This is a genomic window from Methanocalculus taiwanensis, from assembly GCF_024372745.1.
Classification (GTDB): Archaea; Halobacteriota; Methanomicrobia; order Methanomicrobiales; family Methanocorpusculaceae; genus Methanocalculus; species Methanocalculus taiwanensis.
The window spans coordinates 63,165-76,641 of record NZ_VOTZ01000003.1; the positions used below are offsets into that span (position 1 = coordinate 63,165).

At 52.4% G+C, this 13,477-nt stretch carries 16 protein-coding genes and 1 tRNA gene; 12 read left to right on the top strand and 5 right to left on the bottom strand.

The genetic code is table 11. The annotated features are described in order from the left end of the window. The first annotated feature begins 114 nt into the window (after nt 1–114). The 5 genes from FTO68_RS02220 to FTO68_RS02240 all read left to right on the top strand — a co-directional run bounded on the left by FTO68_RS02220 (nt 115) and on the right by FTO68_RS02240 (nt 2,978). Nucleotides 115–1,059, top strand: a complete 945-nt coding sequence (locus FTO68_RS02220; protein WP_255331730.1) for a phosphoenolpyruvate carboxykinase (ATP) — start codon at nt 115–117, stop codon at nt 1,057–1,059. A 69-nt stretch (nt 1,060–1,128) separates the two neighbouring features. After that, a complete protein-coding gene (locus tag FTO68_RS02225) occupies nt 1,129–1,596 on the top strand; it encodes a hypothetical protein (protein ID WP_255331731.1) in 468 nt (155 codons plus the stop codon). A gap of 42 nt (nt 1,597–1,638) precedes the next feature. Next, a complete protein-coding gene (locus FTO68_RS02230; RefSeq protein WP_255331732.1) occupies nt 1,639–1,836 on the top strand; it encodes a hypothetical protein in 198 nt (65 codons plus the stop codon). 21 nt (nt 1,837–1,857) lie between these two features. Next, nucleotides 1,858–2,382 (top strand): hypothetical protein, encoded by a 525-nt coding sequence (locus FTO68_RS02235; protein ID WP_255331733.1) that lies wholly within the window; start codon nt 1,858–1,860, stop codon nt 2,380–2,382. Nucleotides 2,383–2,390: 8 nt separating this feature from the next. Continuing rightward, the gene (locus tag FTO68_RS02240; protein ID WP_255331734.1) at nt 2,391–2,978 is read left to right on the top strand and encodes a hypothetical protein; all 588 of its coding nucleotides are present in this window, start codon (nt 2,391–2,393) and stop codon (nt 2,976–2,978) included. Between the two features lie 83 nt (nt 2,979–3,061). Here FTO68_RS02240 and FTO68_RS02245 read toward each other — a convergent pair whose 3' ends face one another. Beyond that, entirely contained in the window at nt 3,062–4,381 is a 1,320-nt protein-coding gene (locus FTO68_RS02245) for an amidohydrolase (RefSeq protein ID WP_255331735.1), read from the bottom strand. Between the two features lie 2 nt (nt 4,382–4,383). Next, on the bottom strand, nt 4,384–5,055 hold the full coding sequence (locus FTO68_RS02250) for an MTAP family purine nucleoside phosphorylase (RefSeq protein ID WP_255331736.1): 672 nt from the start codon (nt 5,053–5,055) through the stop codon (nt 4,384–4,386). A gap of 150 nt (nt 5,056–5,205) precedes the next feature. Between FTO68_RS02250 and FTO68_RS02255 the strand changes: the two genes are divergently transcribed. After that, entirely contained in the window at nt 5,206–6,075 is an 870-nt protein-coding gene (locus tag FTO68_RS02255) for a pirin family protein (RefSeq protein ID WP_255331737.1), read from the top strand. Between the two features lie 17 nt (nt 6,076–6,092). Next, a complete protein-coding gene (locus FTO68_RS02260; RefSeq protein WP_255331738.1) occupies nt 6,093–6,842 on the top strand; it encodes a GNAT family N-acetyltransferase in 750 nt (249 codons plus the stop codon). A 139-nt stretch (nt 6,843–6,981) separates the two neighbouring features. Here the strand turns inward: FTO68_RS02260 and FTO68_RS02265 are convergent, their stop codons facing one another. Continuing rightward, a complete protein-coding gene (locus FTO68_RS02265; protein ID WP_255331739.1) occupies nt 6,982–7,188 on the bottom strand; it encodes a hypothetical protein in 207 nt (68 codons plus the stop codon). A gap of 426 nt (nt 7,189–7,614) precedes the next feature. On the opposite strand from FTO68_RS02265, the gene FTO68_RS02270 reads away from it, so the two are divergent. Beyond that, on the top strand, nt 7,615–8,337 hold the full coding sequence (locus FTO68_RS02270) for a GNAT family N-acetyltransferase (protein WP_255331741.1): 723 nt from the start codon (nt 7,615–7,617) through the stop codon (nt 8,335–8,337). A gap of 143 nt (nt 8,338–8,480) precedes the next feature. Here the strand turns inward: FTO68_RS02270 and FTO68_RS02275 are convergent, their stop codons facing one another. Beyond that, entirely contained in the window at nt 8,481–9,815 is a 1,335-nt protein-coding gene (locus tag FTO68_RS02275; protein WP_255331742.1) for a Fic family protein, read from the bottom strand. Between the two features lie 269 nt (nt 9,816–10,084). Between FTO68_RS02275 and FTO68_RS02280 the strand changes: the two genes are divergently transcribed. Then, complete coding sequence (locus tag FTO68_RS02280; RefSeq protein ID WP_255331743.1) at nt 10,085–10,291, top strand: DUF2281 domain-containing protein; 207 nt, start codon at nt 10,085–10,087, stop codon at nt 10,289–10,291. Then, a complete protein-coding gene (locus tag FTO68_RS02285; RefSeq protein WP_255331744.1) occupies nt 10,288–10,710 on the top strand; it encodes a type II toxin-antitoxin system VapC family toxin in 423 nt (140 codons plus the stop codon). The genes FTO68_RS02280 and FTO68_RS02285 overlap by 4 nt, the downstream gene beginning before the upstream one ends. A gap of 162 nt (nt 10,711–10,872) precedes the next feature. Here FTO68_RS02285 and FTO68_RS02290 read toward each other — a convergent pair whose 3' ends face one another. Then, on the bottom strand, nt 10,873–11,625 hold the full coding sequence (locus tag FTO68_RS02290; RefSeq protein WP_255331745.1) for a class I SAM-dependent methyltransferase: 753 nt from the start codon (nt 11,623–11,625) through the stop codon (nt 10,873–10,875). 258 nt (nt 11,626–11,883) lie between these two features. Here FTO68_RS02290 and FTO68_RS02295 point away from each other — a divergent pair, with 258 nt between their 5' ends. Both FTO68_RS02295 and FTO68_RS02300 read left to right on the top strand, forming a co-directional pair. Beyond that, nucleotides 11,884–13,098 carry a nicotinate phosphoribosyltransferase gene (locus FTO68_RS02295; RefSeq protein WP_255331746.1) on the top strand — a complete coding sequence of 405 codons (1,215 nt, stop codon included), beginning with the start codon at nt 11,884–11,886 and terminating at the stop codon, nt 13,096–13,098. A gap of 300 nt (nt 13,099–13,398) precedes the next feature. Then, a tRNA-Ala gene (locus FTO68_RS02300) sits at nt 13,399–13,470 on the top strand. The last annotated feature ends 7 nt before the right edge of the window (nt 13,471–13,477 follow it).

A 13,477-nucleotide genomic window follows, 5' to 3' on the forward strand; every position in this document is an offset into this window, starting at 1 on the left:
CCATGTGTGGTTGACTGCTCTTAGGGATTTTATCTGGCGAACATTTAGTGGGTAGTGTTTATTTTTCTTATCGGGAGGGAGATTCATATCAATTGAGGGCTCAACTACCTCACCATGGGGTATGAGATTGTTCTGATTGATTCGGCAGAGAAGGATTCTTTGTTAACTGCTCTGGACCGCTCAAAGCTGTATGAAGTCCGGTCTGAGATCTATGGCTGCTGTATCAAGCTGCTCACGGATTCCAATGATGTGAGGCTTCGGTTTTCCGAGAATTTCTTCTTTGCATCGCAGTCGATCCGATCGCACGGCCGATTGTTTGTGCTGTATAATGCGGCATTCCCGGAGAATGCTGTGCGGTACGATCCCGCCTCAAAGACTGCGTTCCTCTTCAATATGACCTATTACGGGTGGATCAAATCAATTGCCCTCGCACTTGCCGGCGATATCCTCGAGGATGGCCACGGGATCGCCTCCTGCCATGGAGCCTGCCTTGACCGCCGGGGAGAAGGGTTTGCAATTGTAGGAACATCGGGTGCGGGGAAGACAACCCAGACATACGGGTTCCTCCTTGATCGAGCGGTCCGGGCGATTGCAGATGACTGGTTCTTCTTTCGGATCTTCGGTGAGGAGGCTCTGGCGTACTCGAGTGAGAAGAACTTCTATATCCGATCCGATCTCGCCGCTGCCTGGCCCGGGTTTGCCCCGCTCCTGGAACGATCAGACTATGATGCCGAGGGCCGGGCGGTCGTGGATCTCAGGTGGGCTATTGGAAAAGGCCGGATCTTCCCCCTGACGACGCTTCGCCGTCTTCTGGTGCTGACACCGGATGCAGAGGGGGTCCGGCGTCTCTCCACCGAAGAGGCGCTGTTTCTGCTTGAGACACACTCCTACTTCAACCCTCATCTGCTGGTAAAGAGCGGGTACAAGGCACAGCTCCGGCAGCAGTACTATCGGCAGCTCCTCGAGCGGGTGGAGGTGCTCCTTGTCGGGAGGAAGGGAACGCCAGGGGAGACGCTTGCGGTGCTGCGGGAGATTATCGAAGGGAAATATCCTGTTTGATGATTGGGACAGAACGTATAATAGAGTTCAAATCAAGGCTTTAGTATATGATCTCTATGAGGGATGCAGATGCCTGATTCCAATCAGGCGGCTCCCGTTGATGGAAGAGAGGAGACACAGGATCCGGAGAGGAGGGTTGCTCTCCTGTATGGGGTTTTCCTCGTTGGATTTCTGGTGCTGGTTCTGATCCTCTTCAATACGATCTTTACGACTCATGGTCCCTATGAGGTAGTCTCGCCCTCCCCGTTTATCAGCTGGCTTCTTTATGGATGGATTCCTTTTATTGTCGGGTTCTTTGGAATTCTCAATCGGAAGAGAGAGGATATCTTTGGCCGCACTGTCAATAATGAGACATTACTGAAGAGCAGTTTTTATGGCTATCTCATCTGGTCTGTCTTCCTGATAGGTGTGTTTCTGTTGCAGCTGGATTTAGGCTGGCTGATGGAGGGGATAGTACCAAATACTGTTGGCTTTATCCTGATCTTCTGCATATACGGGCTCTGGAGATTGAAGGATTCACAGGGGCGGCGAGAATAATGGTGGCTTTTCGCGTGTATAAGGGTACATTGGAGGTGTTTCATGGATCGTAAGCGTCTGATAAATGGTCTCGTTGCGATGTCTTTCCTGTTATTCATAGGAGTCATTTATATTTTCATCGGGAGATGGGAGGAAGGTGCAAAGCCGGGATTTGCAGGGATGGTGTTTTATGTGGGTGCCGTGCTTGGCATGGTTGGGAGCTTGATGATGGTGAAGCTTGAATCTTACCTGAAGTCCTGAATGTGGTTTTGGAGTACTCGTATGTCATCGAAAACCATATTCAACACAACCATCCGTTCATTTCAGCAGCTTGAAGGAAAACCCCTGCGGGACGATCTCCTCCTGTACTTCGGGATTGTGATCCTTGTCTACTGCGCATCATTCCTGATGATGCTCTGTGAGGGTGGTGCTGCTTTTGGTGTTGTGTTTCTTCTTCCTTTGACAATTGTCCTCGCAGGCGGGCTTCTAACCGGTGCGGTTGTCCTGCTTGGAACCAGCCTCATCGAACAGTTCTTCCTGCTCTTTGTTGATGTGAAAAGAAGCTTTGAGATGACGATGAAAACGGCAGTCTATACTCTTGCGATTGTGTTTCCACTGGCCTGGGCAGCCCTTCTCATTCCGAATATTCCCCTGACTGCTCTTCTGATCATCGTCTTTGTGCTGCTGACGTTCTGTGGCATCCGGGTGTTCCATTCGGTTTCAATCGACCGGGCGGCCTTTGTCTCGCTTGCAACAGGAGCAGTACTGCTCTTCTTCTCATACCGGTGGCTCTTCGGTCAGGGGTGATGATTGGGATGGCCTATCGTCTTCTCTTTGCACTCGCCGCGATTCTCCTCTCTCCGTTTCTGCTCTATCGACTCTTCGGTATGGTTGAGCAGATGCGTTCCCGACAGATTGTGTACCTGGCCGTTCTTCTTCTGGCATTCCTCGGCACAATTGGCGGCAGTCTTCTGGCAGATATGCTGTATCCACAGGGCCCGGCCGATATGGGGCTGACTCTTGGCATTATCGGATCATATGGACTGATCTCTGTAACTGCACTTCTTCTTCCCTATATTCTCTTTTGGGAGCAGCTTCCCCAAAAGATATGCCTGACTGTACTCTCCATTGGATCTGTTCTTCAGATTCCGCTTCTTTTTGCCTTCTTTGTTAACCCTGAAATCCGGGACGGAGGCCCGCTCCCACTCTTTGCAGACCGGCTGCCGCTTCCGGGCATACTCTTTGATGCGATTGCCGGGCTCTTTGAAACTGCCGGGGAAACCGGATATGGTATCTGGTTCATAATTGCCCTTTCAATAGGCCTTTTTATCCAGATGGCTCTCATATCGCTCTTCCTCTATCTGGCTGGGGTGATTCTCATGAGGGAAAAGAGCCAGAAATGACATTGTCCTTCGTATGTGGGAGAGATTGTCGTTTCGTTCTATTCTCTCCAGTTTCTGCTGTAAAAAAAGAATTATGATCTATTTCAGGACTGATTCCTGATCTCTTCCTCTCTCCGTGCCACAAGCGACGTTGCTGCTGCCTCTGCTCCGGCGAGGATTGCGTCTTCTCCCGGGATCTCGCGGTCATGCATCAGGATGGCGCCGTCGCAGATGACAGATCTGACAGCATTGCCGCCGCATGCATAGACGATATTTGAGATCGGGTTGTGGAAGGGCGCCTGGCAGATTGCGTTCCTGTCTACCAGGATGATGTCGGCGGCAAACCCGGGTGCGATGGTGCCGCCGCCTGTTCTGAGCGCTTCTGCACCGGTTCTGGATGCAATATCGATTGCTTCTGCTGCGGGGAGGATGGTCGGATCGCCTGTTGTGAACTTCTGGAGGAGTGCTGCTATCTTCATCTCCTCAAAGAGGTCGAGGTTGTTGTTCGAGGCGCAGCCATCGGTTCCAAGGCACACGGGTGCGCCTGCATTCTTCAGTGCCGAATAGGGGATTGCTCTTCCGCCTGCGAGCTTCATGTTGCTTGCGGGATTGTGGGATGCTGCGGTCTTTCTCTTTCCAAGCAGTTCGCATTCGGAATCATCGAGATAGCAGCAGTGGGCGGCAACGGTTCTCTCAGTCAGGATGCCGTATTTGTCAAGGTGGGCTGCCGGGGTGATGCCGTTGTTTTTGACGCAGTCGTCAACCTCCTGTTGAGTCTCTGAGAGGTGGATATGGATGCCGGCGTCGTTTTCCGTTGCATACTCTGCACACCAGGTGAGCCCCTCGGGCGAGACGGTATAGAGGGCATGGGGTCCGGTGGCGAAGGTGAGTTTTGGGTTGTTTCTGGATTTAATGTGGTTGTGGAGATTGATAGTTGCCTTGATCTCGGCTTCACGCTTCTCTTCTGTAAAGAGGTCGATGAAGCCATGCGAGAGGCATGCCCGCATTCCTGCTTCTTCGACGGCATCGGCTGCCCGGTCCATGAAGAAGTACATGTCATTGAAGGCGACCGTTCCGGATTTGATCATCTCAAGACAGGCAAGCCGGGTGCCCCAGTAGACATCGTCCCCATTGAGGTGTGCCTCAAGCGGCCAGATCTTCTGTGAAAGCCATTCAAAGAGGATCATGTCATCTGCATATCCTCTGAGCAGGCTCATTGCCGCATGGGTGTGGGTGTTCACAAGACCCGGCAGGAGGACATCGCCTCCCGCATCGATCTCAAAGTCCGCACTGCTTTTGAACTCTGATCTGATACCCTCACCAACTGCCTGGATCTTTCCGTCGTCGATGAAGATGTCCGTCTTTCTACAGTTGTGGGTGGCGCCTTTGATCAGAATTGATGTTCGTTTGTTATAGGGTATCATGCTTATCCCAATTCTTTTACAATCCTTTCAAGGATGATGCTTATTCTTCTACTTCCCTCTTTTGCAGCAGCAACGATGGTCTCATAGCTGACTTCATCGTCGCCGATCCCGTTTGCATAATTGTCAACGGTGCAGATGGCAGCTATCTGGATGTCCAGTTCTGCTGCCAGGGTGGCTTCGCTGGCAACGGTCATCCCGACGATATCTGCAATCTTTGCCAGTGCCCGTACCTCTGCATGTGTCTCAAGCCTCGGCCCTATCGTCTGGATGTAGGTGCCGCCGATTTTAACGTCCGGATGGATTGTGCTGAGGCCGATGATCAGATCCTGATCAAAGCCCGGCATCACGTGGGTGATGGTGGTGTCATGGAATGTCGGTATTCCGCCCCAGCTGATGAAGTCCTTTGGGACGACGATCGAGCCGGGGGGATACTCCAGCTTCAGTGAGCCTACTGAACCAAATGCCACGATCCGGTCAACCCCCATGATCTTCAGTGCCGCCATATGTGCACGGTGATTGATCTTATGTGGCGGAAGGGTGTTCTGGTGGCGAGGCACCATGCAGATCTCCCCGCAATGGACGGTTGCTTTTCCGTACGGTGTTGCAATTACCTTCTCTTCAAGCGGTGGGAGGTCCGCAAAGAGGAGGCTTGTTCCCCCGATTATTCCGAGCATGATCTCTGCTCCTTCCCCAGGTATCCTGCCATCTGAAGTAGTGTTTTACTTCAGGATTATTGAATGAGATGGTTTTTGTATACTCTCTGTCTCTGGCTGTGTGATCATTGCTGGATTATCTTTATACACTCTTCCCGGTATCTATCACCCATGGGAGATGCAATGATGGGAGATCCAAAATCTGTTGCCAGAACATTCTCTGCCCGCCAGACGATGGAAGGAGCTGGCGTCCGGCTCCACCGGGCATTCGGACACTCTGAGATTCCGCTCTTTGATCCCTTCCTGATGTTTGATGATTTCCGGGGCGATGATCCGGCGGATTATCTCGCTGGCTTCCCCTGGCATCCCCACCGGGGGATCGAGACGGTGACGTACATGCTGGAAGGGCGGGTCGAGCATGTCGACAGCATGGGGCATGCAGGCGATGTGCCTGCCGGGGGTGTCCAGTGGATGACTGCGGGTTCAGGGATCATCCACCAGGAGATGCCAAAACCGGTCAACGGACGGATGGGGGGATTCCAGCTCTGGGTGAATCTTCCGAAAAGCCACAAGATGATGAATCCCCGGTACCAGGAGATCGCAGCAGATGAGATTCCTCAGGTTGCCTTACCCGGAGGGGCGTCTGTCAGGGTGATCTGTGGGGAGGTTGCCGGGGTTTCTGGCCCCGTCCGCGACCTGATGGCCGATCCGGAGTACCTTGATGTGATGCTTGAGCCGGGATCACGGTTCTCCCATCCGGTGAAGGACGATCATATGGCAGCAGCATATGTGTTTGGGGGTGCCGGACGCTTCCATCCTGATGCACGCGATGTATATCCGAACCGGACGATGATCCTCTTTGGCGAGGGGGGATCGGAGATCTCTGTTCAGGCTCTGGATGAAGGATGCCGTTTTCTCTTCTTCTCAGGCATTCCTCTCGGGGAGCCGATTGCCTGGGGCGGGCCGATTGTGATGAATACACAGGATGAGGTCAGGCAGGCGCTCACTGAATACCGGATGGGGACGTTTATCAGGGGATGAGGGCTTTATCAGGTCTCTTGCGAACATATGAAGGCGCAGGTGTGCTCTGTTTTTTTTTGAACGGGCACGAGCAGGAGCACCATTCGATGACGAGAGAGCATAATCCGATTGCCAGTGGAATCACAATAGACCGTTTTTCAGGCGTTGATTTCGATCCTTACATACAATTCTATATTGATATTTTTTATGAGCATGAGCCGTTGGGGAATTGCGTCGGCTTAAGCCGGGAGCAGATGGAGTATATCACTAAGAACCTCTATTGCGGAGAGAAGAATCTCCTCTCCCAGGATCTCTGCTGGATTGCCCGGGATCGCAGCAAGGAGAGCCGTCCCGTCGGCATCATCGCCTGTGATGATCCGGTTGCCGCAGGGGAACTGGAGATGCCCCAGGATCTTACCGGTGAGGATGCTGAGAAGATCTCGGTTGTAGCAGGTGTGCTGGAAGAGGTGAGCCGCCCCATGCAGGAGCTCTTCGGGGAGGGGGAAGGCGTCTGCCTGCATGTGGCTGCAATCGGCGTGCTCCATGAATATAAGGGCCGGGGAATTGCATTCCGGCTGTTGCAGGCTGCCCTTCAGGATGCGACAAGCCGGGGGTTTCGGTATGCTTTTTCTGAATGCGCCAACCCGGCATCCCGGATGCTGCATGAGAAAGCCGGATTCAGGAGCATAAACAGCATCTCTCTCAGCAGCTATACAATAGGCGGACGGCGGCCATTGGCGCATTGCGATCTGGAGATATACCTGATGAAGAAGGTTCTCGACGGCTGAGAAGGCTGAATTCCCCTCCTTTCTGGTGGTGCATACGAATCCATGCTGGTTCTATGAGTGTCTTGCTGCTTCCTGCACCGCTCTTCCTCCCATCCCAGCCGGGCTGTTCAATCTCTCGGGCTTTACACTTAACCGGCCCCTATCCCTGCCTGAAGATCCGAATCATCGGGGGAATCGCCGCCAGAACGAAGATGATCGCATACCAGTACCACTCAAGACTCAGGATCGGCTCCCAGAGTTTTGCAATCATGAGCGCAAAGGCAAAGACGCTGAGCTTCACGAGCCCCATATCAATCCAGCTGAGTTTCTTCATCCGTGCATCAGCCCATTCTGTAAATGCTGCCATATTTTTCCTCCCCCTATTGTCATAATGGTGCAGATGGATCTCTGGTGCTCTTTGGGTATTAGGTTAATCACTCTCAGGGAAGCGGCTCTCTACCTGCTTTTCCCGACAGGCAGGCAGCCATAGGGTGTGTAATTCCTTCATCCGACTGTTGTATGCTCACTTTTCGCAGTAATGAAGGTGATGCATAACCTCTTATACAGAGAACGATAATCTCCTATCAGGGGAGGCTTTTTGCTCCTGTGCTCAATGCGGCCGATGGTTTTGGTCACCTTCACCATCTGGCGGGGCGGGCTTTTTCCCCTGTTTGTTTTCTCTCATCAGATTATGATCCAAAATGGTGATACAGGTGCAGCATTATTGGACAGGTACCCCACGTTCTTCTGATGGATGTGATATTTAAAACGATCATGAACCGGAGGCAGAGCAATGGAGCAGGGATTGCATGATTCGTTGACGAATGAGACGTTCGAGGCAGATACACCTCATCCCAGGAAGATCTACTCTCTTCTCACCAGTTCTGATATCGATGAGGTCACACAGCTCTATATGGATGTCTTTCTTGATGATGAGCCGACATCCCGTGCGATCGCCCCGGACAGAATCGCTGCTTATCAGGATGCACTGGGGTATGTTCTGGCGCTTGCGGAGAATGGCCTGAGCTTCATTGCACGGGATGGGGAATCAGGGGGAATCGCAGGGTTCATCTTCTGTTTTGACCTCCTCGACGATCCGACATCTGATGGTGCACCGATGGCTGCCCTATCCCGTCATTTTCCTGAGGCTATCTCGATGATCGATGAACTTGAAGATATGTTCCTGAAGAGATCAGGGGTTGAAAAGGGGTCTGTTCTGCATATCTACCAGATAGGTGTCGGCAGACCATACCGGGGACGGGGGATCGCCACTGCCCTGATTCGGCAGGTGCTTCGCCACGCCGGGGAGCTGGGGTACCGGCAGGTGGTAACAGACTGCACAAGTGCACGGTCACGCCGGGCATTTGAGAGGTGTGGTTTTTCCGGCATAGGGTACCTTGCCTATGATGCGTTTTCATACAATGGCGTCTGTTTCTTTCAGGGGCTTGAAGGGGGTATCAGCCTGATGGCTAAGTATGTGGATCCTTATCCTTTGGATCCCTCCTCTGAAGACTGAGCCGTGAAGAAGCGGTTGGGGTTACTGTCTCTCTTGAATACGTCTGAATGCTTTTGGGTTTCCTACAGCCGCATATACACTGCATCAGCCTCTTTGTCGAGTGTTATGTTCAGGGCCGTTTTCTCCTGTCAGCAGATGCTTGATCAATTCCTTTGATCGTTTCCTTTCAGAAGGCCGCTCTCCTCATTGAAGATGAAGGCGAATTCCTTTCCTCTCTTCGTTTTCCGGATAAATCCTCTCTCATGAAGCGTGAGCAGATCTGTTCGTGCGGTCTCGTAGACGACGGCATGCATCTGCATGATCTGGCGGATGGTGAAATATTCGTCTGCCTGCTCCATCATGGTGCGGAGAATATCTGCCTGCCGCTCATTGATCCCCGGCACCTTCCGGCTGATGGTTCGTGCCCTCTTCTGTTCTGACTGCTTCTCTTCAATATAGTGGAGCAGATCCTGGAGGGCTTCATTGATGCAGGATATATTGTAGTTGATGAAGTAGGTCAGATCCATCTCATCGTATCTGGTATGCAGATAGGCGAGTGAGTAGCGCTTTTTTGATCTCTGGATGGCCCGTGAGATCGCCATATATTCAAAGAGCCAGTACCCCCTTGAGAGGAGATACCAATAGAAGACGGTTCTCGCGGTCCTCCCGTTGCCATCTGCAAACGGGTGGATATACCCGATGAGATAGTGGAGGATGATCCCCTTGATGATCGGGTGGATGGAGGTAATGGCTGTTTTTCCTGATTCGTCCTCATCCTCATTTGCAAACCGGCAGAAGGCTGCGATCATCTCTTCGATCTTCTGGTGGTCGGGGGGTGTATGCTGGATCTCTCCGGTTGCGGCATCGGCAACGACGATCTCGTTGTTGTCCCGGAATACTCCGACCTCCTTTTCATTGATGGTTTTGTTGGTGACGATCTCCTGAATGTCGCAGATCATCTCGCGGGAGATAGGCTCATCCTTCTGTTGAAGGATATACTGCATCGCCTGGAAGTTATTGATCACCATCTGCTCATCGGTGCTTTTTGGCTTTCTCTTTGAGATCAACAGCTCCTGAGCCTTCTTCCGGGTCGTCACGGCTCCTTCAAGGATGCTTGATGCGATCGCCTCTTCCATCATCGAATTGATGATATAGGATTTTTCAAGACGGATCTCCCTCTTATTGATCCTGAGTGTGTCGGAGAGGTACCGGTCATAGGTATGCAGGTTCTTTGCGATCTCGGGAGTGAGGGAGTAGATGAGCGGGATCGGAGGGTACGGGATCGTCTCGTACTGAAGTCTCCGGTGAGCCTTCATCAGGTGCCAGATGAGCTCTCTTCTCTTCTGATCTGGCACCCTGTGAATTAATTCGTCCCAGGAGAGGTACCTGCGGTTATATTCGGCCACCTCGTTCTGGAGTTCCTCATCCCCGTCGATGGCTGCGGCATTTCGGGATGATGGCGAAGCACTCTCCGGAGGAGGTTTTTGAAGTTTTTTCATTGTGTGCTCTTCCTGCCAACTACTAATTTAGTGGTAATTAGTATTTATTGGTATTTGCGCTGGCTCTCTCGGTTTGGGTGAGGGTAGTTAACTACTAATTTGGTAGTGATTAGTAGTTGTTAGTAGTTGGGGCGGTGATGATCGGATAGAGTACACAGGGATAAGGGAAACATTCTTGTGATAATAACCAATACATACAATTCAGAAGTATGTCATTTGGAAGTGGCAAGTGACTTCATGTAGTAATATATTCAGGAATTGAACATCATATGACAGAAATTGAAGAGCTTATACAGGAACTCTCGCCGGATAATAAAAAAGAGGTAAAGGATTTTATTGCTTTGCTCCTTCGAAAACAGAAAACCGGAGAGGGGAAACCGCTTCGCCTTTCGTGGGCCGGAGCTCTCAGGCGATATCGTAGTACGTATACCGCTCTTGAGCTTCAGGAACAGTCCTTATCCTGGCGAAGTGAATGATGTATCTTCTGGATACAAATATCTGGCTCGAATTACTTCTTGATCGAGAGCATGCTCATGAAGTTAAGGATTTTCTTTTATCAGTTCCATCTGAGATGCTTTGTATAACTGATTTTTCACTTCATTCCATCGGAGTTATTCTTGGAAGACTTGGAAGTATCCCGGTATTCTGTGATTTTATTTCGGATTTGGTAATCAATGGTTCGGTTTTCATTATCGCTTTAAAACCTTCTCAGATGAATTCTCTTGTTGAAGCAATGGAGATGTATCATCTCGACTTTGATGATGCTTATCAATATACTGCGTCACTTGAATCGAATTTGAGACTTGTCTCCTTTGATAGAGATTTTAATAGAACACCTTGTGGAAGGTGCACGCCAGCAGATATTTCTAGAGACCATTATTCTCTTTCAGAATAAATCCTCTTTCCACGAGCGTGAGCATATTTGTTCTTGTGGTCTCGTTGATGATGAGGGAGATCTATACTCGCCTGCGAATCGCTATAGTAAACTACTAATTTAGTAGTGATAAGTAGTTCATTGGTAGTTGGGTGGTGGTTGGCCAATAGCCCACCCAGATACTTACTCCCTTCTCCAGACGGTGAGCAGTATCTCATCCTGCTTCAGACGATAACTCTCCCCGATCTGATGGTGTTCCTGAAAGTACCGGGCAATTTGTCTGCTTTGTTCCCTGAATTTCGGATCAATCAGCAGGAAGAGGCCGATCTCGGTCATCTCCTCAAGGCTGTCTGTGATGATCTGGTTCTGGAAGTACTGCAGACCGATTTTGTCGTCTCCGTACTGTGAGATCAGGTCTCCTGCAAGTTCCAGGATCGCTACATCATAGCGGGTGAACCGGTTGAAAAAATCAGCCACTTCCCCAAGGGGAGATTGCAGCACGATCGCCAGGCACCCGCCGGGTGAGAGGAGCTTGTACATCCGGTATACGAGCGTATCCCAATCTCCTGTTGGTATGTAATAGAGGACATGGGAGCAAAGGATGAGGTCAAATACGTTTCCTCCCAGATCTTTCTCCTGATCTACTGATTCCCATCCCGCTTCGACGACGGTAAACTCAGGGTGCCGCCGCCGGAATGCCCTTGCCTGAAGGGGGTTTGGCTCGACAACAACGGTCTCCCCAAAGAGCTGGGATATCGGGACGGTGAGATCTCCTCCTCCTGCACCAACATCAAGAAATCTCCGTCTGTCGGGAAGTCCGGCGATCACGTCACCGATGACCAGAAGCTCAATTCCCTTTTCGGTTGAGGAGGAGACGAAGAGCTCTAGCTGACGGGTAAATATCGCATCTTCGTTCTGTATCTCTTCTTCACTCACGGTCTCCCCCCTTCACTCATTGTCTCCCCCCTTCATTCATGGTCTCCCCTCGCTGATATGGACATTATCCCAACTCATCATAAAAGAATCAGGTCTTCTTTTTATCTCAATCCTCATCTGCCTGCTTCTTGATTCTACTGCCGGGATGGCCGATGACCGTTCGACCATCCCGCTCTTTCGTCCGGGACGCATCCTTATGGGGGATGCATCCATCACTCTTCGCAATCTTTCTATCGATTCACGTTCATCTATACTTTCATGAGCCGGTTTGGGAGTCTTGATCCAGATCTGATACAGAGCGGCGGATGTACCGATATCTACTTCCCCCGCTGCGAGGCGGTGCTTGAGAAGGCGGGTTTGAACCCGTCTGTTGTGATTGAGGTCTCGGTTGCGTCGCTTCCGCTCGGCTTTGGCATTCTGGCGGGGCTTGATTCGGTGATGGAACTCTTTTCCGGAAAGCCGGTTTCTGTGTCGGCTCTTCCCGAGGGGTCGATCTTCTATGAAGGCGAGCCGGTGATGGTGATCGAGGGCTACTACCTAGATATCGCCCGTTTTGAGACGGCGCTCCTCGGCTTCCTCTGCCATGCCTCTGGGATTGCGACTGCCGCCGCCCATATCGTCTCAGTGGCAGCCGGGCGGCCCGTCTTCTCGTTCGGCTCCCGGCGGCAGCACCCGGCGATCGCCCCCATGATCGAGCGGGCTGCCTGGATCGGGGGTGTTGCCGGAGTAAGCAATACGGCCGCCCCCGCCGGGATTCCGCTTGCAGGGACGATGCCCCACGCCTATGTCCTCTCCTTTGATAGCCCTGAATCGGCGTGGGCGGCATATGCGGAGTATGCGGATCCCGATGTGCCCCGGATCATGCTCTGCGATACGCTCTCAGATGAGAAGGCCGAGGCCCTTGCCGCCGCCCGGATCGGCTGCTCGGCGGTCCGGCTCGACACCCCCCGGTCACGCCGGGGCGATATCCGCTCCATCATCGGCGAAGTCAGATGGGAGCTCGACACTCACGGATACCAGGATGTGAAGATCTTCCTCTCCGGCGGGGTCACGGCAGCCGACATCGCCGCCCTCCGCGATATCGTCGATTCCTTCGGGGTCGGCGGCGCCATCGCCAATGCACCCGTCATCGACTTCTCGGCGGACATCGTCGAAAAAGACGGCACACCTATCGCCAAACGCGGCCGAAGGAGCGGACGAAAGCAGATCTGGCGGCTCGATGGCCGGGGCGAGGAAGACAGCGGCCCGGCCGGCGGCAGAGGCATAGGAGAGAGCAGCCCGGCCGGAAGCCACCTGGGCAATTCCCGGGCCGGCCGCCGCGTCCTCCCCCACACCCAGACACCACCCGCCGGGGCGGCCCCCCTTCTTGTGGAGCTCATCAGGGCCGGCCGCCCGGTTGCCACCGCCACCGTCAGCACCGAGGAATCGCGGCGGCGGGCGGCAGAGGAGATGCGGAGCAGGGAAGGGATGTGAAGCGGGGAAGAGATAGGAGCGACGGAAGAGAAGTGATGGACAGGGGAAATGCGAAGGACGAAAGAAGTGCGAAGGATGAGTGAGATGCAAGGGATGGAAGAGATGCGAAGGGCGGGGGAGTGTCGGAGGATGGGCGAGTGCCGCCGCTGAATGGCGGGTACGTTGGTATCCAATTTTACATCCAATACACATTCCCTATACATCCAATAAACAATCTATTTATGCGACTCCTGCGAATAGTATAAGGTCAGTGAGCATTTTGTCGCTGGGCAAAATGGGTGTCACCTGGCTTATATCGTTGGGCCGATAGATCAGGGGTAGATCGCTACCTTGGCATGGTAGAGGCCGCGGGTTCAATTCCCGCTCGGTCCATTTTTGT

What these genes read in the sequence shown, in the direction of transcription:
- FTO68_RS02250 (WP_255331736.1), bottom strand. Translation starts at nt 5,055, where the DNA reads ATGCTCGGAATAATCGGGGGAACAAGCCTCCTCTTTGCGGACCTCCCA.
- FTO68_RS02240 (WP_255331734.1), top strand. Translation starts at nt 2,391, where the DNA reads ATGGCCTATCGTCTTCTCTTTGCACTCGCCGCGATTCTCCTCTCTCCG.
- FTO68_RS02285 (WP_255331744.1), top strand. Translation starts at nt 10,288, where the DNA reads ATGATGTATCTTCTGGATACAAATATCTGGCTCGAATTACTTCTTGAT.
- FTO68_RS02220 (WP_255331730.1), top strand. Translation starts at nt 115, where the DNA reads ATGGGGTATGAGATTGTTCTGATTGATTCGGCAGAGAAGGATTCTTTG.
- FTO68_RS02270 (WP_255331741.1), top strand. Translation starts at nt 7,615, where the DNA reads ATGGAGCAGGGATTGCATGATTCGTTGACGAATGAGACGTTCGAGGCA.
- FTO68_RS02275 (WP_255331742.1), bottom strand. Translation starts at nt 9,815, where the DNA reads ATGAAAAAACTTCAAAAACCTCCTCCGGAGAGTGCTTCGCCATCATCC.
- FTO68_RS02230 (WP_255331732.1), top strand. Translation starts at nt 1,639, where the DNA reads ATGGATCGTAAGCGTCTGATAAATGGTCTCGTTGCGATGTCTTTCCTG.
- FTO68_RS02235 (WP_255331733.1), top strand. Translation starts at nt 1,858, where the DNA reads ATGTCATCGAAAACCATATTCAACACAACCATCCGTTCATTTCAGCAG.
- FTO68_RS02245 (WP_255331735.1), bottom strand. Translation starts at nt 4,381, where the DNA reads ATGATACCCTATAACAAACGAACATCAATTCTGATCAAAGGCGCCACC.
- FTO68_RS02255 (WP_255331737.1), top strand. Translation starts at nt 5,206, where the DNA reads ATGGGAGATGCAATGATGGGAGATCCAAAATCTGTTGCCAGAACATTC.
- FTO68_RS02280 (WP_255331743.1), top strand. Translation starts at nt 10,085, where the DNA reads ATGACAGAAATTGAAGAGCTTATACAGGAACTCTCGCCGGATAATAAA.
- FTO68_RS02265 (WP_255331739.1), bottom strand. Translation starts at nt 7,188, where the DNA reads ATGGCAGCATTTACAGAATGGGCTGATGCACGGATGAAGAAACTCAGC.
- FTO68_RS02295 (WP_255331746.1), top strand. Translation starts at nt 11,884, where the DNA reads ATGAGCCGGTTTGGGAGTCTTGATCCAGATCTGATACAGAGCGGCGGA.
- FTO68_RS02225 (WP_255331731.1), top strand. Translation starts at nt 1,129, where the DNA reads ATGCCTGATTCCAATCAGGCGGCTCCCGTTGATGGAAGAGAGGAGACA.